Annotated in this window: 13 protein-coding genes; 2 read left to right on the forward strand and 11 right to left on the reverse strand. The window is 54.5% G+C overall.

The genetic code is table 11. The annotated features are described in order from the left end of the window. Positions 1-27: 27 nt before the first annotated feature. The 6 genes from HMPREF9412_RS21790 to HMPREF9412_RS21815 form a co-directional block, all read right to left on the reverse strand. Positions 28-2,442, reverse strand: a complete 2,415-nt coding sequence (locus HMPREF9412_RS21790; RefSeq protein ID WP_254664094.1) for an alpha-L-rhamnosidase-related protein — start codon at positions 2,440-2,442, stop codon at positions 28-30. Further along, positions 2,439-4,583, reverse strand: coding sequence for an alpha-L-rhamnosidase C-terminal domain-containing protein (locus HMPREF9412_RS21795; RefSeq protein ID WP_009593918.1), 2,145 nt, complete (start codon positions 4,581-4,583; stop codon positions 2,439-2,441). The genes HMPREF9412_RS21790 and HMPREF9412_RS21795 overlap by 4 nt, the downstream gene beginning before the upstream one ends. A gap of 27 nt (positions 4,584-4,610) precedes the next feature. Further along, positions 4,611-5,441, reverse strand: a complete 831-nt coding sequence (locus HMPREF9412_RS21800; protein WP_009593929.1) for a carbohydrate ABC transporter permease — start codon at positions 5,439-5,441, stop codon at positions 4,611-4,613. A 12-nt stretch (positions 5,442-5,453) separates the two neighbouring features. Further along, entirely contained in the window at positions 5,454-7,364 is a 1,911-nt protein-coding gene (locus HMPREF9412_RS21805) for an ABC transporter permease subunit (protein WP_139084050.1), read from the reverse strand. A 101-nt stretch (positions 7,365-7,465) separates the two neighbouring features. Continuing rightward, complete coding sequence (locus HMPREF9412_RS21810) at positions 7,466-9,136, reverse strand: ABC transporter substrate-binding protein (RefSeq protein WP_009593954.1); 1,671 nt, start codon at positions 9,134-9,136, stop codon at positions 7,466-7,468. A gap of 158 nt (positions 9,137-9,294) precedes the next feature. Beyond that, entirely contained in the window at positions 9,295-10,311 is a 1,017-nt protein-coding gene (locus tag HMPREF9412_RS21815) for a LacI family DNA-binding transcriptional regulator (RefSeq protein ID WP_254664095.1), read from the reverse strand. Between the two features lie 436 nt (positions 10,312-10,747). On the opposite strand from HMPREF9412_RS21815, the gene HMPREF9412_RS21820 reads away from it, so the two are divergent. Beyond that, entirely contained in the window at positions 10,748-12,664 is a 1,917-nt protein-coding gene (locus HMPREF9412_RS21820; protein WP_036673049.1) for a beta-N-acetylhexosaminidase, read from the forward strand. Between the two features lie 119 nt (positions 12,665-12,783). Here the strand turns inward: HMPREF9412_RS21820 and HMPREF9412_RS21825 are convergent, their stop codons facing one another. After that, entirely contained in the window at positions 12,784-14,103 is a 1,320-nt protein-coding gene (locus HMPREF9412_RS21825; protein ID WP_036673052.1) for a sulfatase-like hydrolase/transferase, read from the reverse strand. A 153-nt stretch (positions 14,104-14,256) separates the two neighbouring features. Between HMPREF9412_RS21825 and HMPREF9412_RS21830 the strand changes: the two genes are divergently transcribed. Further along, positions 14,257-15,132: an AraC family transcriptional regulator gene (locus HMPREF9412_RS21830; protein WP_009593948.1), complete on the forward strand. Its 876-nt coding sequence runs from the start codon at positions 14,257-14,259 to the stop codon at positions 15,130-15,132. Between the two features lie 138 nt (positions 15,133-15,270). Here HMPREF9412_RS21830 and HMPREF9412_RS21835 read toward each other — a convergent pair whose 3' ends face one another. The 4 genes from HMPREF9412_RS21835 to HMPREF9412_RS21850 all read right to left on the reverse strand — a co-directional run bounded on the left by HMPREF9412_RS21835 (position 15,271) and on the right by HMPREF9412_RS21850 (position 24,481). Beyond that, entirely contained in the window at positions 15,271-16,188 is a 918-nt protein-coding gene (locus HMPREF9412_RS21835) for a hypothetical protein (protein WP_254664096.1), read from the reverse strand. Between the two features lie 68 nt (positions 16,189-16,256). Continuing rightward, the gene (locus HMPREF9412_RS21840) at positions 16,257-16,745 is read right to left on the reverse strand and encodes an RNA polymerase sigma factor (protein ID WP_009593946.1); all 489 of its coding nucleotides are present in this window, start codon (positions 16,743-16,745) and stop codon (positions 16,257-16,259) included. A 345-nt stretch (positions 16,746-17,090) separates the two neighbouring features. Next, complete coding sequence (locus tag HMPREF9412_RS21845; protein WP_009593903.1) at positions 17,091-23,345, reverse strand: 5'-nucleotidase C-terminal domain-containing protein; 6,255 nt, start codon at positions 23,343-23,345, stop codon at positions 17,091-17,093. A 182-nt stretch (positions 23,346-23,527) separates the two neighbouring features. After that, positions 23,528-24,481 (reverse strand): ABC transporter permease, encoded by a 954-nt coding sequence (locus HMPREF9412_RS21850; protein ID WP_009593905.1) that lies wholly within the window; start codon positions 24,479-24,481, stop codon positions 23,528-23,530.

Here is a 24,481-nt window from a genome sequence, read left to right on the forward strand (position 1 = left end):
TATTCGCTCGTCTCCAAGCCGATCGCCTTAATCTCTGATTCTAAGCACAAGCTCCGCCCCGTCGATCGCTTTCACGGTAATTCCCTCCGGAATCGTGAGCTCGTATTTCAGTTTCCCTCCCTTCTCTCTCTTCCAGCTTGCTTCCATCATGCCGAAGCGCGTCGGTACAGCGCCTTCCGCCCAATCGAGATCACCGGCATGCGGGGCAAGATATACCTCCTGCTCGCCGAGTCTGCTTAAATCAAGGCCCAACACGGATTGCGTCAAAATATAACTCGGCGATGCGCCCCAGCCGTGGCTAAAGCTCACGGGAATATGATCAACTAAATAAGTTGGCGTATTGCCTTGATAAGCGCTCGGCACGGTACAGGCCGGCGTTGATGGATCATACGTCTCCCACCAGGTGGTCGCTCCCCGGTCCAGCATGCCGCCCCAATAGCTTCTTATGATTTCCAAAGCGCGGTCTTCGCGTCCTTTGCTCATCAGCGTCTCCAGAACCACATGATAGAAAAAAGCGCCTTTTAACGGCGGCAGCTTTCCGCCGTCGTACCATTCGTCCAGGAAGCGGTCCTCTTCCGCCGGGTCCATCAGGCCGGACCATATCGCCGCAAAGTTGGTCTGAGCCGTGATCTGCTTCGATAATCCGTCCGGTCCGATGCAATCCGCAAATACGATCTCGCCGGGGGGCCGCATCTGCTCCCTTATGGCAGCGCGAAGCCGGACCGCCTGGTCTTTCCACTGTCCTGCCAGCTCGCCGCGCCCAATCGCTTGCGCCAGCTCCGCCGCCAACCCGAGCGCCTTGTGATAGAAGCAGGAGACGGCCGTCACCCGGTCGCGCCGGTCGATGTAATCGGCCCAATCGATAAAGCACCACCAGCCAGGCCGGTCGGCGCCGGCAAACAGGCCATCCCGATCCTCCTGCAGCGCGAACCACGCCATCAACCGTGTGATGGCCGGCCAGATTTCTTCCAGGAAATCGTGGTCCTTCGTATACAGCCAGTGGGCATGCACGCCAAACAACCAATGCGCGCAGAAATCGGGCAGCAGGAACGAGTTTCGTTCCGGGCCGGTACCGGGTATGGAGCCGTCGTCATTCTGAATCCGCGCCCCTTGCAGGAGACATTTGCGCAGCAGCCGATCATCGCCGAACGCGTGGTAGATGACTTTGCCCATGACCACGGCATCGGCTACCCAGAGCGCCTTCTCGCGCAGCGGGCAATCCTCCAGATGGTCCTGGCTGTTCACCAGCGTCGTATACGCCCCGACCTCCCAAATCCGGTTCAGACGATCATCGCTGCAGCGAAAAAAGCCGGATTCGTCAAACGGATAATGGACGGATTCGACGCCGAAGCGCGATATCGTCAGCGCGGCCGGCGTCGCCTGCGCCGTAACCTGAAGGAAACGGAAAGCCCGGCGGCCAAAGGGCTTCAGCCGATTTCGCCCTTTGCGCAGGATGAAGGTATCGTACAATTGCAGCTCCAGCGATTCTCCGTACGACAGCTGGATCACGCCGCCCGCGGGCGCGTCCAGCTCCAGCTCGGGGTACCCCACGATTTCGCTAGCAAAATCATATACAACACCCGGCAGCGAGCCGGGCATGCTGGCATCAAGCGTCCAGCCTGTTGTACCTGCCGCTAACCGATCTGGATCTCTTTCTGTTTCCGCCGAGTCCTCTTGCAAGCCAAACGCTTCATGCCCCCGAGGGGCACGCTCCGCCGAACCGAACGCCTCCGTGCTGCCCCCACGATTCCGAAGCATGCCGGACTCCCCCAGGCTGACGCCGAAATTGGCTTCGGTCCGCACGATCGCTGCCGGACTGACCCACTCCCTGTGCAGCGGAGGAATCTCCCGCGGAAGCAGTCGCGGCCATGGCGAATCCGGATCCAATGCTTTGGCGATAACCACCGCCCCGCTCCAGGAGGAATCGTCATAAGCGGATTCCTCCCATCCGTCCTCCTGCTCCGCGAGATAAATTTCGCGGAATCCGTTCCACTGATGCTGGCGCGACACCTGGGCCATCCATCTTGGCGATCGGCGGACCTTCCAATCCGCATCCGTGGCGGCCACGCAGAATACTCCGTTCCCGCGCTCGATCTCCAGCTCGGCAATCAAGCCCCCCGGCCCTTGCATCTGGCCTGTCACGATATCGGTCGAACCGAAATTGTAGGCGACGATGGCCAGCACATTCCTACCCACCGACAACAGCGGGGTCACATCGATCTCGTCGTAATACTTCCACTGCTGATCGGCTGGTGATGGGCCTCTCCCGACCACGGCCCCATTGACATAAAGCAGATACTCCTGGTTGGCTGACACGTACAATCGGCCCGCCATCGGCGCTTCCTGCAAGTCAAAGCTCCTTCTCGCTTCCAGATACACGTTGGCCGTATTCGGGGGGAAATCTCCCCAAATCCAGCTCGCTTGCCAGTGCTCTTTCATCATGCCCTCCCTGCCAGCTCGGCTTCCCCGATGCGAGCTGATTTGATCATGCGGCCATGCTCCAGCTTCCACTCCACTTGAATCAAGCCCCTGGGACTTGGAATCACGCCCCGTGCAGCCGTTAGCCCCCCGATGGCATGAGGCTCGAAAGCGATGCGGGCATAACCGGGCTCAAGCGCGCGAATCCCCAGGACATACCTGGCAATCCAGACCACCGGCGTGCTCGACCAGCTGTGGCACAGACTCATCCGGTAGGAATCGTACGCGGTATACGTGGTCAGGGCATGGTGGATATCGCTGCTCGGCGTCAGCCTGATCCCCTCCCAGAAAGTGGTTGCTCCCGCATCCAGCATCGTTCCCCAGACCGTAGCAATAACCGCCCATGCCCGTTCGTGCATGCCGTACTCCGAGTAGCATTCCGCCAGCCAGTAGGCGGACAATGGCGTGAGCGGGTCCCCCAGCCGATAGTCGAGGAGAAATCTGCGTGCGCTGTCTTCTTCCACATACCCGCTCTTAATGCCGATGACCGAGGTGAGCAGCGCGTATGACGGCCCGATGAACTGCTCTTCCTTAAGCTCAGCTTGCGGTTCATCCCAATGGAGCCCGAGCTCCGGCATGTAATCCGCCAGCCGTTTCATTTGGCTCTTCGTCATGCCGTAAATCGCGTTGAGGCACGCCCACGATTCAGACGCCCCCATGGGCGACCATTCGATAAAGGAATGTGCCTCTTTGGCATCCGGCATGAAAATCCCGCTGCACGGATCCGCATTCGCCTTCACCCAAGCAATATGCCGCTGCAGATCCTCCCGTAATTCCCATACGAATTCGCGGTCTCCCGTCTCGAAGTAGTAATCCCATATGCTGCTGACCCACCACAGCGTATAGGAGGGGAGATTGTTCATCCAATAGCCGTAAGGTGTCCGCCCCAGCTCCCGGAGCGACCGCTTCAATACCGAATAATCGTCCCAGAGCGAGTATTCGGTTTTGGCGGCCAGGTAAATATCGTAAGCCCAATTCAGGCGATCCCGTTTGATGCCGTCCCACAATCCGATTTGATGGCAGACCCGGCTGGTATGCACCGACACGTCATAGATGCGCTGCATAAGGTCGTTGTCCGTCTGCAGCTGCCCCACCTGGTTCAGCGCGGCGCCGGCTGCCTCCAATCGGAGCTCGATATGGAATGTTCCTCCATCGTCCCCGCTTACGTAAATTTGCACGTACCGCATGCCCTGGGGATTCGTTGCCGACGGGCTCCCCGGCGGAATCGCCAACCACTCGGTCATGCATCCGTCATAATGCCGCAGCTCCTGCAAGGATTCAGCGCCATTCCACAGCAAACCGATCTCGGAATCGCCGTGGTTGGTCACCTGCATTCGCACATTGAGCTCATGGGGCAATTCCAGCAGCAGCTTCGGCATCCGGCTCAAATCCAGCTCTTTCTGCTGAGTCCTGCGTTCCTTCCATTCCCCCTGCTTCAGAAGATGATAAAAAATATGCCGTTCATTTCGGGACTCCACTTCGCCTAGGACGATTCGCCCACCGGCCGTTCCTTTCATCTGAATTACACCATCTATGCCGCTGACCGCTTCCACTCCGGCTGCGGACATAACTCTTATGCCTTGAACAGGCTCGACCGCGATATCGCCGTATCCTCCGGCAATAAACCAAGGAGGCGCATGATCCAGGTCTCCAAAAGGCTCCTCGCCCCAAACGCATACCACCTCCGCCGGGCCGTCCCCGGTCTCCCAGGTATCATCCGTTGCCAGCCATAAGCCTTCGCTTCCGCTCAAGTAGGCGATGCATCCCACCGAACGGTCATGCAGATGCATATTGATGGGATGCATCGGCATCGGCTCCGTATTTCGGAGCTCGATTCGGATTGTATAGGCTCCAGGCTCCAAACCGCCGGGGAGCCCCTCTACCGGATAAAATGCGGATGTGTGCCTGGCATGCTCCGGGAAATGGCCGATCACGGCATCGTTCAGCCTGATCTCGGCTTCTCCCGTACAGGCGATTCTCATCTCAAGCTGCTCAACCGCGGCATGCAGAACAAAGGATTTTTCCAGTACGACATGCCGCCGGCCCGCACGTTCCCGGTGCCAGATCCAGCTGGGTATCTTCTCCGCTTGTCTGTGTATATTCATCCATCTCTCTCCATTTGGTCCGTCGTTTTATATTTTTAAAGCCCCTTGCGTAACGCCCTGGATGTAATACTTCATCCCGAAGCTGAACAGCAGCACCAGCGGAATCGCCGATATGATGTACGCCGCGAATTCCACGCCCATGTTGGAGATGCCGAACTGGTTCGTGAATTGCGTAAGCCCGACGCCAATCATCTGGATGCTGTTCGATTTAATGGTCAAAAGCGGCCAGATGTAATCGTTATAGATCCCGACGGACTGCATGATCATCAAGGTCATGAGAACGGGAACGGACAGAGGCAGCACCATTCTCGTGAACACCACGAACTCTCCCGCACCGTCGATTTTGGCGGCATCAAACAGCTCGTTGGAAATGCCCGCCATGAAGCTCCTGCACAAAAATGTGCCGAAAATCTGGCCACCCGCGGCCGCGCTGATAATGATGACCCACGGCGTATTCACCAGCCCCAGATTCGCATACAGCACATAGGAAGGGATCAGCGTCATGACGCCCGGTATCATCATGATGGCCAGCATCAGCATGAACAGCACCTCCTTGCCGAGAAAGTCTTTCTTGGCAAAGGTATAACCTGCAACGGCGGACAGGGCAACGACCAGCGTGCCGCCCACCGCCGCATAGAGCACCGTATTCAAGGTATACCTCCAGATCGCCGCGAAGGCTTCCGTATAATTCGCGGTCTGCGCCGGGATGGGCAGCGTCCAGATGCCTCCCAGAATCTGCGCGTTATTTTTGAAGGATGAAATCAAGGTGAAAGCGATGGGGGCGAGGGTCAACGCAACAAAAACGATAAGCAGCACATAAAGCGCCGACTGCTGAACGAGTCTAGCCTTAGCATTCATGCCGTTTCCCTCCTAATCCGTATTGGTTTTGATGAATTTCATATTGATGACCGTAATCACCATGATGATGGCGAACATGCTGACGCCAAGCGCCGACGCATAGCCCAGGTCATTGAATTTCGTTGCGGCAAAATACATCTGCAGGGCCGGCACATAGGTCGAATCGGCAGGCCCCCCGCCGGTCACGATCAGGATGGAGCCGAAGTCCTGAATGATGCCGATCAGCGCGAGCACGATCAGCAGCTTGAATTGCCCTGCCAGCAGCGGCAGGTGAATCGCCCGGATAATGCGAAAAGGTTTGGCGCCGTCGATTCTCGCCGCTTCGATCACTTCTTCCGGAATAGCGATCAGCCCCGAGTACATCACCAGCAGCTGCAGGATGCCGACGAACGGGAAGCCCATCATAATGATGGCCCACAGCGCCGTATTCGGGTCTCCCAGCCAAGGATGGCTTAGCGAGCCGAGTCCGATCATGCGCAGCAGCTGGTTCACAAGGCCGATGTTCGGATCGTACATGTCCTGCCAGACCAGCAGCATGCCAACGGATGGAATGACCATGGAAATGACGAAAAACGTACGGAATACATACTGGGACTTTTTGCTTCTCAGATGATAGATCAGCTCCGCCACGATCAGCGGCGGAATGAGAGCCTTGAACAATCCGGTGACGATGAGGATGAGCAGATTGCCCACGCCTTTGGTGACGTACGGATCATTCGCCATTCGCCTGAAATTGTCCAGCCCGATAAACTCGCTTCTTGCCCCGGGATTCCAGTCGTACAAAGAATGAATCAAGCCGGAGAACGCCGGGATATACAGGAATATGATAATGAGCGTAAAGCTGGGGAGCAGCATAGCATACGCCAGTTTGCTCTTCCACAACCGGTGAAGAATGTAAGGCTTTTTGCGCCGTAACCAGAAAAATAACAGTGCCGTCAACAGAACGAATACGATCACGGCCGCTACCTGTACCACGGTTTTGACCATCGCTGCCTGTTTGCCTTGCTCCAGCACGGCCCCGACTTCATATTGGAAGACGGCTCCTTTGTCCGAGCCTGCGAAGAGCCGCGTACCGTCTTTGCTGAACCGGATTTGCTGGCCGGCTCCGGCCTCCTTCGTGCTCCACAACAATTCGCCGCCTTGATTGGCCACGTAATAATTGCCCGAGTAGTCCGCTACCCCGATAAACTCCCCGTCATGGGTGACATGCACGGAGGTCACTTTATCCTTGGTCAACAATTCGCCAAGCCTGCTGCCCTCCGCCGAATAGAGGACCGCTTTATTGCTGGACGTTCCGACCACCATCGTTCCGTTATCCGCAACGGAAGCATGAAGAATGTCGCCCTCCAGCGGCGTCTGGAATTGCAGCTCACCGGCAGGATTGAACAAATAGGCATACTGGTTCGCAGCTCCGGCTGCCAGCCATTGCCCGTTCGGGGATACCGCGGCGCTCTTCACCGCGATGCCGATCGAAATTTCACGCAGCGTCTGTCCTTGTTCGTCCAGAACATGCACCAAACTTTCGTTATGCAGCGTCACGATAGCCAGCTTGCCGTCGGGCGTTGCCGACAGATTCTTGATCATTTTCTTAAAATCCCGCTTCCACAGCTCCTTGCCGTCAGCACTCAGCATATAAAGATGCCGGTCATCGGAAGTGACGAGCATGCGGCCGTCATTCAGGAGGGCGACACCGGTCACGACGTTGTTTGCCATGAATTCGAATCGCTGGGTGCCGTCGCGCTGAAGAAGAATGGCACTCGCATTCTGCGTACCGACCGCCACCAGCTCGCCGTCTTCCGATATGGACAAACCTTTGATCGTAAGGCCCTGCTCCATCGTCCAGATCGGCTCAGAGGCATGGATCGGCTGGGCATATAGAAATAGCAGCAGCGAAGCCAGCAGGCAGGAATATATTGTTCTCATCACCTTCGTGTTCACACTCCCTTCCATGCCAAGTGAACCCGCAGAACTCCACCGATGAAGGCGAAGTCCTGCGCCTTACAGCCATTTACAGCCTTCTAATGCTACTGTCTGACAGGCGGCTGACGCTCCGGATTCTCGATATCGGAGAGTTCTTTTTTGCGTTCCTTGAGCATGGCTTCGAATTTGGCGTCAATATCCGCCTGGTACTGCTTCAGCAGCTGATCCACATCGATTTCATCGTTGAAGTATTTGGAGATCAGGCCGATATAGCTCTGCACGGACGGCTGATAGTCATGGAGACCGCGGGCCAACACGTTGCCCGGGCTGTTCAGCCCTTCCGTATTCCCGATCGCGTCAAACGATTCGAACGTCTTCTTCATTTCTTCCGGCAGCTCGATGTCGTTAAGCAGCGGCGCGCCGTTCAAGGAGGCGTCCTTGGAATTCTGGACGGCTTCCAGGTACACCTTATATCCTTCCGGACTGGTCAAATACATCATGAAATCCACGTTCAGGGCCGTTTGCTCCGCATTCTTCTTCACGAAGCCGTAGAAGCCGGTGTAGATGTGAATCGTTCTTGCCGGAGCCTGGACCAGCTCCCCTTCCATGGAAGGCATGTTAAAGAATCCGAAGTCGAAGGATTTCACGCCGCCGCTCTCTCCCGTTTTTTCCGCGTCGGCAAAATCCTTGGGAAGCTGCCAATAGGAGGACGGAAGCGCGACCATGGTTGCGGCCTTGCCTGTCAAGAAGAGCTTGTAGGCCTGCTCCTCGGACATGCCCATAAAACCGTCCGGCGCATAACTGAACAAGGTTTTCAGATTTGTCATGACTTCGCGCCACGCCGGATGGCCCTCGACTTTATACGGGCCGACTTTGTTTTTGATCGCTTGGTACATCCGCAGCTCGTTCGTCGATACTTTGGAACGGGAATCGTTGTACGGGTCGCTCAGGTCGAACTTCCAGTTATCGTCGATGTTTGGCATGTACGTATAATCTTCCGGCTTTGATTTGATCAGCTCCACGTAATCGCGGAAGTACTGGTCCGGATAAATGCGCATGAGCCAGCCCGCCTGACCGCTCCACAGGGAGAGCGCGTTGCCGCCGATCGTGAACGGGATATAACCCGCCGCCTTCAGTTTGTCGTAGGTCGCGATGAGTTCATCGAACGTTTTAGGGGTATCGGTAATCCCCGCTTTCTCGAACATCTCTTTGTTGTACATCCAGAGGATTTGAACCGATTCAAAGTTAAGCGCTTGCAAAGTTTGCAGGTTAGGGTCATCCAGATTGACGCCCATGCCGTCCAGGTTGAAGCTTTCCTTCCAGATCTTCCCGGTGTAAGGGTTCTCCGTCTCCAGCCAAGGCTTGAAGTCCACGAATTTCTGGTCTTCGTTCAGGTCGCTGTTTTCATTCGTGTTCACAAAATCGGCCTCCGGCTCTCCGGCGGCAAACTGAGCCTGCAGCCATTCGCGGTAACCCTCGGCCGGCTTGATATCCACGACGACCTTCACGTCCGGATGCTTAGCCATGTAAGCGTCGGCTACCTTGCCCCAAACCTCGGCAGAGGCACCGCGCAAGGAAATTTGGATCGTGCCGCTTTTAGGTTTTTCCGTATCTTCTCCGGCTGGTTCTGCTGGTGTTTTGGTATCCGTTGGGGTAGGCTGTTCGGATGGCGACGGGTTAGCGGTATTGGGGCCGCTGCTGGTACAGCCCGCTGCGATGATGATGATTAGTGAGGAAATCAAAATGAGGCTTACGATTCTTCTAATATGGATCATGACGTTCACTCCCCTAAGCGTTTAATGAATTCGCTTACATTTATGTGAAGTCTTAGATGTCTGAATTGGACCCGCATCACTCCCTTCAAGGTTAACAGGGTGCAAAAACGTTTTTGCACCCTTCAAAAAAAAGAATCGTCCAACGAAAATATCCGTTTTCAGGTCGATTCTCTTTCAATGACGGTACAAGGCAAAACGATCGTCTGAATATCGTCAAAACGAATTTCGCCGTCAATCAGCTGCATTAACAGCTTCGCTGCTTCCAGGCCCATCTGCCGCATCGGCAGCTCAATCGATGTAATGGATGGCCGGGCCAACTGGGACACGGCCGTGTTATCGAATCCGATCACCGCCAGGTCCTCCGGCACCTTGTAACCCAGCTCCTGAGCCTTCTCGACGACGCGGGAAGCGACCACGTCGCGTCCGGCGATGATGGCGGTAGGACGCTCGACTCTGTTCAACAGCTTCTCCGTTTCCGTATACCCGCTGTCTTCTTCGAAGGAACCGATCTCCACCAACCGCTCGTCGAACCCGTCGCCTAATTCCTCCATGGCTTGGCGGTAGCCGTTATACCGGTCCAGCGAGGCATCCACTTCCAGCGAGCATGGGGTGATGAGCGCAATCCGGCGATGCCCCTTGCCGATCAGATATTTAACGGCTTCATAGGCGCCTTGCTCATTATCCGCATTGACGCTGTGACACACCCCGGGCATCGTCGGCCTCCCGAGCAGGACAAAAGGAAACCGGTTCTTGATCAGCTCCCCATACGGCTGGTTAATGGCCGCCCCCATCAGGATCAGTCCATCCGCCGATTGCTTGCGGTAGACGTCCAGCAGGTGATCCGCCAATTTATTCGTACTCGGCTTCTGAAAGGACAGCAGCAAATCGTAATTGTTGTCTCCCGTCGCCTCCCCAAGCCCCTTGACGACGTCGAGGAGAATGGTATTCTCCAAACCGTCCACCGTATCCTCGACCACCAGGCCGATGTTGTTCGTCTTCTTCGTAACCAATCCGCGCGCGGATTGGTTCGGCCGGTAATTCAGCTTCTCGATTGCATCGAATATCCGCTTCTTGGTCGCTTCCGCTACATGCGCGGAGCCATTGACCGCAAACGACACGGTACAAACTGCTACGCCTGCCTCACGGGCGACGTCTTTTATGGTTGCTGCCATCATGATCATCCTTATCCAAAATTATAGGAAAACATTTGATTAGACTATAAATGCAGGGCCTGTAAAACTGCAGAGTTCAAATCACCATATGTAAACGCTATCAGATCTTAGCCGATTACGGCGCTATCGCGTTGAAGAAAGAATCACCGAATGACGCAATGATTGATGTACTCATGATGCAAAACGTTTTTGCAAAAACGATTTGTATATAAAATACACCGGGTTATCGGCAGTGTCAATCCTGTTTTTTGTTCTTTTTTTATCTATTTCGTAAATGAATAGCTCGTTCACGAACCGCTGTACGTTTGAAATAGGTCGTGATAACTCCTCTAACTTTGCAAACAAAGGATTGATTTCCAGCGGCGATTCCCATAACATTAAACATTATAATGATATAATGTTTAATGCTCGCAAAATCATGGATGCAGGGGGATTTCATATGAAATTTCGTTTCGAAGGCGCTGTTTCGGATGTCATGCCAGGCATTGAGCTGCTGCTGGAGGAGCTTGGCGTCGAACTTGGGGATAACGGCATCCCCGTTGAGGTAGCCTTGTCCGATGGCGATCTGGAGGTCGGCAGGGACCGAGACCACGCCTATATTCGTTACGGACGAAAACATCAATTTTTCCGGGGACTCGGCTTGCTGGTTCAACATAGCCGCCAAAGCGATTCGTTCCACCTTCTCGAACGCCAGCAATTTGACCAGATCGGCCCGATGTTCGACCTGTCCCGCAACGCCGTGCTGACCGTGGACAGCTTCAAGCTCATGCTGAATAAAATGGCCCTGATGGGCATGAACAGCGTGATGCTGTACATGGAGGACACCTACCAGATCGAAGGCGAGCCGTATTTCGGTTATATGCGCGGTCGCTACACGCAGGCGGAGCTGAAAGAGATGGACGATTATGCCGAACAATTCGGCATCGAGGCTTTTCCAAGCATCCAAACCTTAGCGCACCTGGAGGAGTTTCTGAAGTGGGAGCCCATCAAGCATTACCGCGATACGAAGGGTGCCCTGCTCGTCGGCAGCGAGCAGACCGATTCCCTGATCGAACGGATGATCGAGGCCGCCAGCGCTCCGTTCCGCAGCAACAAGATTCATATCGGGATGGACGAAGCGGAGGAGCTCGGACGGGGTAAATATTTGGATCACAACGGTTATGTGAGCCGTTTCGACATTATGATCGCCCATCTGGACAAAGTCCTGGCTGCCGTCCGCAAGCGCGGTTTGAAGCCGATGATGTGGAGCGACATGTTCCTGAAGCTCGCTGCCGGCGGAGGCGGCGATGCGGCGTATTACGACAAGGACACCTCGATTCCGGAGGATATGGCCCGCCGCATCCCGAAGGATGTGGATATGGTGTACTGGGACTACACCCACATGGAGCCGGCGGACTATGAGAAGCTGATCGCCAATCACCGCCCGCTGGGCTGCAACCTCGTGTTTGCCGGAGCCGTCTGGATCTTTAACACATTCGGCGTCAACTACGGGTTGTCCCTGAACGCTTCGAATGTTGCGCTTCAAGTGTGCAAGCAGGAAGGAATCCGCGAGGTATACGCCACGATGTGGGGCGACGACGGCAACGAAGGAAATCCGTTCGCAGCGCTGCTCGGTCTGCAGCTTTATGCCGAGCATGCCTACTCGGAACAGGAGCCTTCTTCGGCTCAGTTGGCGGAACGAGTGAAATTCTGTACGGGCATCGACATGGAGGCGTTCCTCCTGCTGAAGGATCTGGACGAGATTCCCGGCCAGGAGCCGAACAACGCCAAGCAGAGCAACCCGTCGAAATTTTTGCTGTACCAGGATGTGCTCCTCGGGATGTTCGACAAACAGATCGAAGGCCTGGACCTCTCGAACCATTATGCCGAGCTGGAACAAAACCTGCGCGCGAAGCGCGATAGCGGCGCCGAGCTGGACTATCTGTTCGAGATGCCGGAGAAGCTAAGCGCCGTCCTCAAACGCAAGAGCGAAATCGGCATTCTGCTGAAGCAAGCCTATGATGCTAAGGACGTCGATACCTTAAGGCATATGGCCAAAAACGTGCTCCCTGCCATCTCCAAAGCCGTGCAAGAGCTCCGCATAGCCCACCGTACGCAGTGGCATCGGATGTTCAAGCCCTTTGGCTGGGAGGTCATCGACATCCGCTATGGCGGCGTCATCACCCGCCTGGACACCGCATCGTTCCGCATTCTGGAATACGTGGAGGGACGGACGGCACGGATCGAGGAGCTGGAGCAGGAACGGCTGGTGTTCAGCACGACCAACCGCGACAACCACAAGGGTGTCGGCTGGTGCAGCCATTATTACCGCATGGCTTCGCCGAACGTGTTCTACCATGTGCTGAATCCTTTTTAAGGGTTCCGGCTGTCCTTTATCAGCTCATACCAATCACAAAAGCATAATAAAAAGCCCCGGTTTGCCGGGGCTTTTTTTGCATTTATCGCTGAGGCTTAGATGGTATGCTCTATTCACGCTCAGGAGCCGTGACGCTGCACTTCCTTATACCAGTCTCGCACATCCCGGCTAAGCCGTTCCACGATCTCGGGGTAACGGTCCGCCAGGTTGGAGCGCTCCCCGGGATCCCTGGACAGATCGGACAGGTGAACCTGATCCGGAACCACGCGGTCAAAATCGAGCTTCCCGTTCAGCACCAGCTTCCAATCCCCTTCCCGGACAGCCAGCTGGCCTTGATACTCCCAGAACAATTGCTTATGCGGCGACGGCATGCGCATCTGCAGCATCTCCTTCAGGCTGCTTCCGTCCAGCGCAACGCCTTGAAGCGGTCCTGCCGCCGGATCGACGCCGGCCAGATCCAAAAAGGTCGGTGCGATGTCCATCATAGCCACCACTTCATCTCTCACTTGCCCGCCTTCCCATCCGTTCGGCCAGCTCAATATGGCAGGCTCGCGGATTCCGCCTTCGAACAGGCTTGCTTTATGCCCCCGGAAGATCCCCGCGCTTCCCCCGTAATACACATCCTCCGTCCCATCCAGCCAGTTGCGACTCTCGGAGGACGGTCCGTTATCGCTGGAGAAGAAAATGACCGTATCCTCGTAACACCCGGCTTCCTTCAGCGCCTTTACGATCTCCCCGACGCCGTCGTCCACCGCGGCAATCATGGCGGCCATGACCTGCCGATCCCAAGGCAAATGCGCAAACCGGTCCATGTATTCCTGCGGCGCATGCATCGGATAATGCGGCGCGTTGTACGACGCAAACAAGAAGAACGGAGCCTCCTGCTCCCGCGACCGCTGAATGAAATCAACGGATCGTTCCGTGATCAGCTCGGTCATGTACCGGCCGTTCTCCCAAACCTCCGTTTCGTTTTCCCATAGGTCATGCAGGGGGTTGACGCCATGGGCTTGGCCCCAATAAAAAATGTGCGAGTAAAAATCGACGCAGCCTGCCTTGAATCCGAAAAACTCATCAAATCCATGCGCATTCGGGCTGGTTTCCTCGGACAAGCCCAAATGCCATTTTCCAAACAGCGCCGTCCTGTACCCGGCAGGCTTGAGCGCCTTGGCCAACGTCACCTCGTCGGCAGGCAGTCCATGCGAACCGCGCTTCGCCCCAAGAATCTCGCCGACTCCAGCTCGGGCCGGGTACTTGCCCGTCAATAAAGAGGCTCGTGACGGGGAGCAGACCGGGGAATTCGAATACCAATTCGTAAAACGAATGCCTTCATCAGCCAACCCGTCCAGGTGCGGGGTTTTCACGGTGTCCGAACCGTAGCATCCAAGATCTCCATACCCTAAGTCATCGCAATAAATCACGATAAAATTCGGTTGTTTCATATCTCCATTCACCTCTACTATGCTCGACTTGTTCCTCATCATCGTACCTTTTGGCGGACGAATACGGAATGCTCCATCCTTGCAATCGTTATACAATATGTTGCATCATAGCAGTAACAAAAGAATTGACCGCTATTGGCGGAAGGAGGACACATGAGTTTAACAGTGAATCAGCGGCCATCCCGAGAAGAATACTTTAACAACCCGGCTCACTTTGAGACACAACTGGGATTATGGATATTCAAATCCGGATCCCATCCCTTTTTCACCGAAAAAGTCGGTCCCCGGTCCGTCGAATTTTACAGTATACATTTCGTTGCCAGCGGCAAGGTGCGGTTCGGATGGGACGGCAGCAGCGTCTCCCTCTCGGAAGGCGACCTCTTCTGCCTCTTCCCCGGCTCGGTCTATACGTATGTCAAGGACTGCGACGAGCCGTCTACCATGATCACCTGGACGGCCTATATGGGCGAGTTGATGCCGTCCATATTGAACCATGTCGATTTATGCCCGGAACGGCCCTATCGACGAAATGCCTTCAGGGACGATGCCTTGGCTGTCATCAAGGACATTCAGCGATTGCTCCGGCAGCCCCAGCAGGACCATAGCCTCCAGCTGATGTCGCTGGGATTCCAGTTGATCCACAGCATCGATCCCAACCGGGACCAGCACCTCCCCGCTGCTTCGGCTGCTTCGGACTGGCTCGAGTCCGTCCCCGGATATATGGGGCTTCATTGCACGGAGAACCTGTCCGTGGAGGAGCTTGCCGCCTGGGCCGGCGTGCATCGCAGTCACTTCACCCGCGCGTTTACCCGCCGATACGGCATCTCTCCGTCCCGCTACATGCAGCAGTTGATCATGGAGAAAGCGACCCGCCTGTTATCCGCCGAGGGAACCAGCATCACGCAGACCGCTTTATCCCTGGGCTATTCGGATTTGTTTACGTTCTCCCGCGCCTTTACCCGGTATTTCGGAATGACGCCGAGCGCATTCGTGAAAGCGAACCTCCCATCATCGAGAACAAGCGAATAACAAGGAACCGCCATACGATAAACGATAAAGGGATCGCCGTTATCGACCCTACAGCAACGAAAAGAGGCCATCCGATGAGGGATAGCCTCTAGTCTTTTTACATTACCTATTTTTCCGTGGCTACAAACGGCAGGACAACTACTCCTCCATCAGCTCCCACAGCGTGGTGAATGCCTCACCTTCCAATTGAAAGAACACAGGCGCATTGGCATATCGCACATATTGGCCGCCTTTGAACAGTCTTAACTGGACTTCCGTCCCGTCCTGCAGCTGGATATACAGAAATTTCTGTTCGCTAGGCCCGGTCTCGTAGATCCCTTGCTCAAACAGAGGCTCGGCCGCTATCGGCTTCGCTTCATATAAAGCGTCAACGAAGGCTTGCACCTCCGCATCGGCGGAAAGCTCGCGCAGCTTGTTCTCGCCCATGTTCCAACTGTCGAAATCCTGCCATTTGACCGAAGTCATGTTCCCCATCAGATTCAGCTTGCCGATGATATCCTCGCCCTTGGCCACCGTAATCCCGTTCAAATGCTCATACAATTCGGCGTAGACTTCCCCGTCGTGCTCCATGTAGGACATGATTCTAAAATCGGCGTCATATCCCTTAACCGTGAATATATCCATTTCGCCGATCGTCGAAGCAAGCTCCGTGTAGTCATCGGAGGAGCTCCATTCCGTGATCCCCGACTTCGACCGTCCGAGCTTGTCGCCCCGCAGCTGCTTGGCGATTTCCGGCGTGATTTGCGTACCGGTTTGGGTGTAGATATTGCCCTGGTATACAACCAAACCGATCATGTCGGCTTTGACGTTGCTCTCGCCCGGAAGCTCAATTTTCGGAATGGTTACCGGATCGTGGCCAACCTTCGCGGTCGGCGGGGTATTCACCCCAGTCCCTTGTTGAACCACCGGGATATCGCTGACCGCTGGCTCGTTCTCAAGATTCAATACCAGCGAAGTCACTACCACCAGCCCCAGCATAATGGCCGCGGTGACGCCGGCGACCCCCATTCGGCTCATTCTTGTCGTTTGACGCTGATTTTGTTTCATTCCTTTCATGATTCGCTCCTCCAATCCTTTATCAGGTTCTATTCGATCTATCAATGATTTGTAGTCATTCCGATTCATCAATCGTCCTCTCCTTCCAAGTCCATGCGCAGCAGCTTCCTGCCGCGCTGAAGACGCATCTTGACCGCAGACTCGTTAATCTGCAAAATCCCGGCGATTTCCTTAACGGAATAATCCTCGTAATAAAACAGATGGATGACCGACTTATACTTGAACGGCAAACTCATGACGTTATCCATCAACGTCCGTTCCGACGGTTCGACAAAATAATCGTTCATATGCTCCATCTTGGTTACCCGCTTGCGCCACAGGCTCCCTTGCATGTTCTTGCAGTGGTTCGTAATCACCCGAATGAGCCAAGCTTTCTTATGCTCCTGATCCCTGAAGTCAGGCGCTTTATATATCAATTTAATGAACGTCTCCTGAATGGCTTCTTCGACATCCTGTTTGTTCCCAAGGTACACCATCGCTATTTTAAAAAGCATATCGCCATATAATTCATAGGTTTCCGTAATATCTCCGCCCGGCCGGAGCGAATCGATCTGCATCGCCTTTAGACCTCCTTTTACCCTTAACACAGTTATGGACGCAGATCGGTCACATTTTGTTTTTAAGTTTTTCGGATTAAAAAAAGAGGGGGCCCGATAGATAGGACTATCTCCTTTTCCTGTTAGGAGACACTCCGTGTACGACCCATTTACGAAAGAAGCGGTGCAACGATAGTAAAAAACAAGAAAATGGCGGTGCAAGGATCGCATCCTTAGCACCGCCATTTCTATTTTCCACTTTGTTGATCAAAGGAGTGTTCTTTAGCAGATTTGCTGTTGGACGCCCCCTTCCCGTTTATAACCAAGAGGCTAACCCAAAATGCATCCAGCCGCTAAAGAACCTGTTTATTTTACGTACGTCAAATCCTGCATCAAACGATGGAGCACAGCGGCGCTTTCGCCGCGGGTGGCATTCGATTTAGGATTGAAGCGCTGCTTCGGATCTCCATTCAGAATATCAAGTGCCGCCAATTCATACACCGCCACCTGAGACCAAGCACCGATCGAGGACGCATCGGCAAAATGAGCTTTTGCCGCGTCGACGGGGTTGTATCCGGCATACTCCAGCGCGTTGTAGGCCATCGCGGCCATCTCTTCGCGCGTGATCGTCCGATTCGGCTTAAAGGTGCCGTCCGTGTAGCCGTTAATGATATCGGCATCGACTGCTGCCTGGATCGCTCCCGCGTACCAGTCGGATGAAGCCACGTCCTGGAAGCTGCCTGACGCAGCGTCTGCAGAAAGTCCCAGTGCCCGGACGACAAGCGCTGCGAACTCGGCCCGAGTGACTGGAGCGTTCGGAACAAAGGTCTGCTCCGTGCGCCCGGTTACGATCATTTTGGCCGCAAGCGATTCAACCTCACCCTTCGACCAATGCGACGCGATGTCCTGGAACGTTACCGGGTTCTGCAACACCAGGTATGTGCTGTTGGTTCGGCTATAGATATCGATACGTTGGCCGTTTACCTTAAATGGTACTGGCGTGTATTCGCCGTTTCCATCCACTCGGACAACCGCGATGTCCGTCAACGCATGCGATTTGTCGACATTCAGTGACCGCTTCACATACGTTTGGAACGAATCCAGCGTGATAGTCTTGCCATTGCCGGACTTAACCGTCACGGTGTAGCTCACGGCTTGCAGCGCATGATATCCTTTGGAGGCCGCTGATTTAAGGGCATCCTCATCGATAGCAAGCTGAATGACCAATTGAAGGCTGTTCATGTCCGAGCCGGCTTGGGCCGCCAGCGCTTGAAGATCGATCTCCTTCTTCGGAAGCTCATAGCTTCCGTAAGGCGTCGCTACCACCAGCACCTTCGCGCTTGTTTGATCAAGCCACGCTCGCAGCGCTTCATTCTCGATGGTAACGGATGAAGAAGAGATGGGCTGCGTGCTTGTTACCTCTACGGTAACTTTTCCGCCAACAGGCTGTTTCAGGGCTTCCTTCATGGCCGCTCCGGTCACGCTGCCTGCCGCTGCGCCGTTCTCCACCATAACCGGAACCTTGACCTTGCCCGGTTCTGCCGGCGTCGTGGTGCCAGGGTTCGATGGGTTTACGGGAGGCGTCGTCGGTCCTGGAGTTCCAGGCGTGCCCGGATTCCCAGGGTTGCCCGGCCCAGGCTCTCCAGGTCCTCCAGGAAGCGGCGCTCCCTTCAAGTCCGTAATCCGTCCTTCGACGGCGGAGGTCTTGGTCGTGATGGTGCCTACCTTTTTCACATAGTTCGAGAATACCTCATAGTCAGGCTTATAAAGCAGGTTCACGCGCCCTTCCAGATAGGCCTTCTCGAGCGAAGCATAGAAATCGCCGCCCTTAGCGGTAAATGCGTTCGTCGCTACTTCATACGATTTATTCATGTCGATCGGCTCATATCCGTTCTTGCCTTTCACCTCGATGCGCAGGACGCGCGATCCAACCGGCTTGGTCGAATCATAATAGAACTTCATGCCCGCGATATGCGGGAAGCGCCCGTCCTGAGCAGGGGTTTTAGAGACCCCGTTCTCCATGGCTTCTTTGATCTCGGCGCCCGTTAGCGTGATCGTGACGAGATCATTGTTAAACGGAAGCACCGTCATGACGTCACCCATCGTGATTTTGCCTGCTTCAATGGATTCGCGGATGCCGCCGCCGTTCTGCAGGGCGATGACCGCATTCGTGCCGGCGGCTTGCGCCGCATCCAGCATGCCATCGGCAATCAGATTGCCGAGATTCGTTTCCTTCGTGCGGACATCGGCGCGGACGCCGTTCAGCTTCACTTCTGTCGTGCCCACCTCCGTTTGTTTCAATGCCTCCACGCCCGGCTTATATTTGGTGTTCAGAATTTGCAAGGCTTCGGGATCCGGCTGAATGACATACTGCTCATTGCTACCTTTCTCGTCAACGGAAATGAGGCTGCTGTTCCACTCCTGCAGAACCCCCTCGTCGTCAAATACGACCTCCAACTGACCTAAGAATTGACCTTTTTCACCTGTCTGCACAATCAGCTTCGGTTCGCTGTCCGAACGGTCCACGACCGCCTGATCCAGCTTGGTATGACTGTGACCGCCCACGATGATGTCGATGCCCTCGACCTCCTTCGCAAGGTTGACATCCACGTCATAACCGAGGTGCGACAGTACGACGATTTTGTTGATACCTTCATTCTTCAGCATCGCTACGGTGTCTTTTGCCTTTTGCACCGCATTCTCAAAGGTTACGTCTCCAGGCGAAGCGATGTTCGCCGTGTCTTCGGTTGTCAGTCCGATGAGGCCAACCTGCTCCCCGTCTACCTCCATGATGATGGCCGGGTAGATGGTTGCATCCTTGGCATCCCGGGTCACTTCATTCTTGAATTTCTGGGTCAATAAAGCATCGGCCGAAAAATTCACGTTCGAAGACACAAATGGGAATTCCGCATGCTCGATGAAATCGTTCAGCACCTCGGATCCTTTATCGAACTCATGGTTACCGAAGGTCATGGCATCATATTGAACCAAATTCATGAACTCCAGATCGGCAAGTCCCAAATATTGATTAAAATACAGCGTGCCTGAGAATACGTCTCCCGCATCCACGAGCAGAGGATTGACCGCATTCGCTTTGGCTTCCTTGATTGCCGTAACCCGGCGCGCAATATTATCCGGCGAGCTTACGGTGTCCAGATTGGCATGCGTGTCATTGGTATGCAAAATCGTCAGCGGGAAGCCGTTCGCGGCTTCTTCCTTCAGGTCGATCTGGGCGACGACGGGATCATGATCCGATACGCGGCCCTTGGAGGCCGGGAAATCGGCGTTCAGATGCACGATATCGACTTGCGTAGAACGGGTCAGGTTCTTGCTGACCAGAATATGATCCAGCACCTGCGAGTTTCCGTCATACGTGTACGTGTACTGCTCCTTGAGCGGAAGCGTCTCGATCAGGTTGTCTAATTCGTTGCCCTTCAAAATGTTTGTCGTCTCGGTAAATTGGAAATCATTCAAATCCCCCAGCACGACGACGTTCGCGTCAGGATTAGCAGACACCACGTCTTTCACGAATCCGTTCACGACCGCTGCGATCTGATGGCGCTGGGTTTCGCTGGAGAGAACCGGCGGCTGGGTGTTGCCGAATGGTCCTTGGTCTCCGGATTTCGAGTTAAAATGATTCGCGATGACAATCACTTTTTCCCCTTGGAATTCGAACTGCGCAGCCAGAGGCTTGCGCGATGCATTGAATGCCGCATTCTGCGGATCGATCCGCCCCGGATTCAGGGTTAACTGATCCGTCGCCGCATCATACGCCACGGATTCCGTCGGGGATCCCTTCTTGCCCTGAACGCTGTCCGTTAACTGGACGCGATCCGCGTTGTAGAGGAACCCGACCCGAATGTTGGCTCCCGGCGCTCCCCCGTCGTTATTATTCACCGGCTCAATGTCGGTAAAGCTATAGGTTGGTCCGCCGGCTGCCTTGATGGCGTTAATCAAGGTCTGGTAGCTTTGATCGGCCGCGGTGGTTCCGTTGTTCTGCTCTCCGTTATTATCCTGTACTTCGACAAGACCGATAATATCCGGAGACTTGATGTTGTTAACGATCGATTCCGCCAGCTTGTTGATTTTGGCGGAGCTTACGCCCGGGTAGAAATTTTCAATATTATACGTCGCTACTCTGAGCTGTTCGGCATTCACGTCAATAGTAGATACCTCTTGCTTAAAAGAGCTGCTGTCGATTGGAGGCAGGCTGTCTTTGGCAGGGATCACCTTGAAGTTCCCGCCGTTATACCCAATCACGCCGATCACATCATCGGCAAACGTATCGCCCGTGCTCACTTCTTGACCCGGATTGCCGTAAGCAATCAAGAGACGCTGCGGGTTGAAATTACCGTTCTCTTTTAGAACCAGCCCGCCCGCTGGCGTTATGACATCGGCGACATCATTTTCGACCCGGGTCGCAATGTTGTAGGTGCCGCCGCTTGTCCAATACGGACTAATGATCGTTGGCTGCGGAAGTCTGACCAACATGCCCTCCAGCGACTCGTAGAAGTCGATGGCGTCTTCGTCCGGATCGAACGTTGTCATGCCGTCGTTATCGATAATGGCAGCCGGAATCGGGCGTCCGCCTTTCCCTAAGGTAACCGGTTCAGGCAGCTGTTGAGCCTGATCCAGCTTCTTGAACGATTGCATCTCGATTTGGGTCGATGTCAGGTTGCTGGAGCTTCCCTCGTTATACTCGGCCACTTTACCGATTACGCTCACCAAATCTCCGATTTGAGGCCGGTTTGGATCCGTGGAATACACAAAAATGGCGTCCGAGGTATCCGGATTGGAATCCGGCTTCGGATCCTGGATGTAGAATCCCTTGATATTGCCGTTAGAGAACGTATAACCGTACTGGGTTACAACGCCTTCAATATCGGTTACCGTCTGTCCAGTATACGGCGAAGCATGGTCCTCGCCTTGGATATCCGCGATGCGCGGCTGCTGAGTGGCCTTGTAAGCAAATTCGTATACCTTGCTCACATCCGCACCTGAGACAACAATTGCCTTGATGGTCGTATCACGGTCAATCTGTATCGGTGCGCTGTACAGCGTGCTTGCTGTCGTCGGTACCGATCCATCGAGCGTATAATAGATGCTTGCCCCTTGCGTAGGGCTGGACAGCGTTACCGTTCCCCCGGTAATAATCGGTCCGGCACCGGGACTTGCGATTACGGAGAACATCTCTTCGATTAAGGCATCCTCGCCTAAAGGGATCAGTTCATAGACGTTTCCGAACTGCTTCACCACGCCCGTGATGCGGCTGAAGGTCTTCACCGTCTTCAGCTTGGACAAGCCCGAATAAATGATGAATTCATGCCCGCCTTGCTCGGCTGTGTATTCTCCAGGTCTATTCTCGGACTTGATGGTGACATCATTCAGGGAGACTAGTCTTGCCTCATAATTCTCCCCTGCAGCTGCAGATAGATCAGCTCCGGTAATTGGGAGAGCCTGCGGAACTCCGACCTGGTTCCCCGTTACGTCGTGCGGCAGCAAGGCGTGCGGTTTGATCTCCTGAAGATTGTTGTAAATCTCCATTACGCCGGCCACGCTCACCCGATCGCCAACACTGGCATTAAGCGGGTAATCATAGAGCACGATACCTGCCGTGTCATCTTGAATGTAGGTTTCTCTGCCTTCGATATGCGTAATGATGCCTTCCGTCCATACATGCTCGCCTTTTGCCTTGCTGCGGGCATCAGCGACGGACGATTGCCTTAAAATATCATATTGGAACGAGGAGACCGGCCCATCCGGCTGGCCATCCTGGGCTGCATAGGCATCCACCCGCGTAGGCTCGTTAAGGATGATCGGGCCGTTGACGATCTGGAAGCCGGACCCGTTCCCGCTGGACAAATACACATCCGCATAAACGGAAGCGCCCACCGTAGGCGGATTCAACGTGATCTCCGTTCCGGCAGGCCAGGCATTAGGCTCCGGATTAGCCGTTACCACTCCTAGGCCTGAGCCAGGCGTGACCGGCGTAACGGGACTCGCACTGTTCCGGGGATCCGGGGTCATAACGATAAAATCGGCCACATTGTTATCCGTGTCGCGACCGCGATCATTTTGACCAACGGTCAATTCCTTGCGGATCGCAGCCGTGCTGTTGGAGAGAGCTGCGGTTGGGCTCTTTTCCGATAGCGTTGCATTTCCATAGCCAATAAGATCGATGCGGTCGCCAGCGGCGTTCACCAGATCCACCTTGCCGTTGGAGCCGCTAAGGTTCAATGCTCCTGCAGCATCAGCTGTCGGCAAAGAACCACCTACCGAGCCGTTACTCTGCTGTTGGATTAAATAATAAGCATAAGGTTTTATAGTACCAGTTAAAGAGGTTTCATTGTTAAAATTGCCTGCTGCGCTCGCATAACGTACCTTCCAGCCTGTCAGGTCGACCGGACTGCTGGTTGGATTGAACAATTCGATAAAATCATGCGTATAAACGGCCCCGCTATTCCCGCCCCCACCGTACACTTGGCTGATCACAACCTGATCATGCCGGGGAGAAGCCTCCGCCACCTTCACGGGGCTGAACGGAACGATGATACTTAGAAGCATCACGATAGCCAAAAGCATGCTTAACGGCCTTTGGCACCGATGTAATCGAATGCGCATTCAGGTGTTCACTCCTCTATTCTATTAAATTTTCTTACCTTATTTACTATATATACCAGATATGTTTTGGGAGTTCTAACCTAAAGTATGCTAGATGTAAAAAAACCTCCGATAGACCTAAACCCAAAGCTGGATAGGCATATCAGAGGTTCTATTTGTCTTACATCGACTTGCGCAATGCGTTACCGTTTACCTGAATCGAACGGCTCCCCTACCGCTTTCGGCGCATTCGAGGATTTGGAGAAAATCACGAGCGCGATCAGCGTGACGATATAAGGGAAAATCTTGAGAATGACCGGCGGAATCACCGCCAATGATGGGATTACCTGTGATACGTTGGCTACCGTCGTGGCAAATCCGAAGAACAAAGTCGCCAGCAGGATGCCGAGCGGCTTCCATTGTCCGAAAATGAGGGATGCCAGAGCCAGGAACCCGAGTCCCGCAACGTTCCCCGTAAATTCGCCGGAATACGTCAACAGAATGACAGCCCCACCGAGTCCGGAAAAAGCACCCGAGATCATGACGCCCACATACCGCATGGACTGCACCTTAATACCGGCTGCTTCGGCCGCGTGCGGATGCTCGCCGCAGGACCGGAGCCGCAGACCGAAGGGTGTTCTGTACAGTATCAGTGCGCTGAGCAATAACACTAACAGAACGAGCCAGGTCGTTGCATAGGTTTTGGTAAAAAACAAATCCCCAATAATCGGTATCTTAGACAGCAAGGGCACATCAAATGGTGCAAAACCATTCGTGATCGTAATCTTGCCGCTGCCCGTAATGTTACGGGCAAGGAAAATCGTCAAGGCACCCGCAATCATGTTGATCGCCGTACCGCTTATGATCTGATTGGCACTGAGGTTAATGCTGGCAAAGGCATGCAGTAGCGAGAATAGCGCGCTCGCTGCCGCCGCCGCCAACAGGCCTACCCATAATACCCACGATTGGCCAGGCCATTGGGCCTGCATTTTGAAAATGACAAAGGCGCCGATGAAAGAACCGACAATCATCAATCCGTCAAGGCCGATATTGACGACCCCGCTTCGTTCACTGAACAGTGCGCCTAACGCGGTAATCAAAAGCGGGATCGTGTAAGCGATGGCATACGGAAAAATCTGTTCAATCGTTGTCCACAT

The organism is Paenibacillus sp. HGF5 (genome assembly GCF_000204455.1).
GTDB lineage: Bacteria > Bacillota > Bacilli > Paenibacillales > Paenibacillaceae > Paenibacillus_AQ > Paenibacillus_AQ lautus_A.

Bases quoted from the DNA above. Each gene is read 5' to 3' on its own strand.
- HMPREF9412_RS21825 (WP_036673052.1), bottom strand. From the start codon at position 14,103: ATGAAACAACCGAATTTTATCGTGATTTATTGCGATGACTTAGGGTAT.
- HMPREF9412_RS21815 (WP_254664095.1), bottom strand. From the start codon at position 10,311: ATGATGGCAGCAACCATAAAAGACGTCGCCCGTGAGGCAGGCGTAGCA.
- HMPREF9412_RS21835 (WP_254664096.1), bottom strand. From the start codon at position 16,188: ATGAAAGGAATGAAACAAAATCAGCGTCAAACGACAAGAATGAGCCGA.
- HMPREF9412_RS21850 (WP_009593905.1), bottom strand. From the start codon at position 24,481: ATGTGGACAACGATTGAACAGATTTTTCCGTATGCCATCGCTTACACG.
- HMPREF9412_RS21840 (WP_009593946.1), bottom strand. From the start codon at position 16,745: ATGCAGATCGATTCGCTCCGGCCGGGCGGAGATATTACGGAAACCTAT.
- HMPREF9412_RS21795 (WP_009593918.1), bottom strand. From the start codon at position 4,583: ATGAATATACACAGACAAGCGGAGAAGATACCCAGCTGGATCTGGCAC.
- HMPREF9412_RS21830 (WP_009593948.1), top strand. From the start codon at position 14,257: ATGAGTTTAACAGTGAATCAGCGGCCATCCCGAGAAGAATACTTTAAC.
- HMPREF9412_RS21845 (WP_009593903.1), bottom strand. From the start codon at position 23,345: ATGCGCATTCGATTACATCGGTGCCAAAGGCCGTTAAGCATGCTTTTG.
- HMPREF9412_RS21790 (WP_254664094.1), bottom strand. From the start codon at position 2,442: ATGATGAAAGAGCACTGGCAAGCGAGCTGGATTTGGGGAGATTTCCCC.
- HMPREF9412_RS21820 (WP_036673049.1), top strand. From the start codon at position 10,748: ATGAAATTTCGTTTCGAAGGCGCTGTTTCGGATGTCATGCCAGGCATT.
- HMPREF9412_RS21805 (WP_139084050.1), bottom strand. From the start codon at position 7,364: ATGAGAACAATATATTCCTGCCTGCTGGCTTCGCTGCTGCTATTTCTA.
- HMPREF9412_RS21810 (WP_009593954.1), bottom strand. From the start codon at position 9,136: ATGATCCATATTAGAAGAATCGTAAGCCTCATTTTGATTTCCTCACTA.
- HMPREF9412_RS21800 (WP_009593929.1), bottom strand. From the start codon at position 5,441: ATGAATGCTAAGGCTAGACTCGTTCAGCAGTCGGCGCTTTATGTGCTG.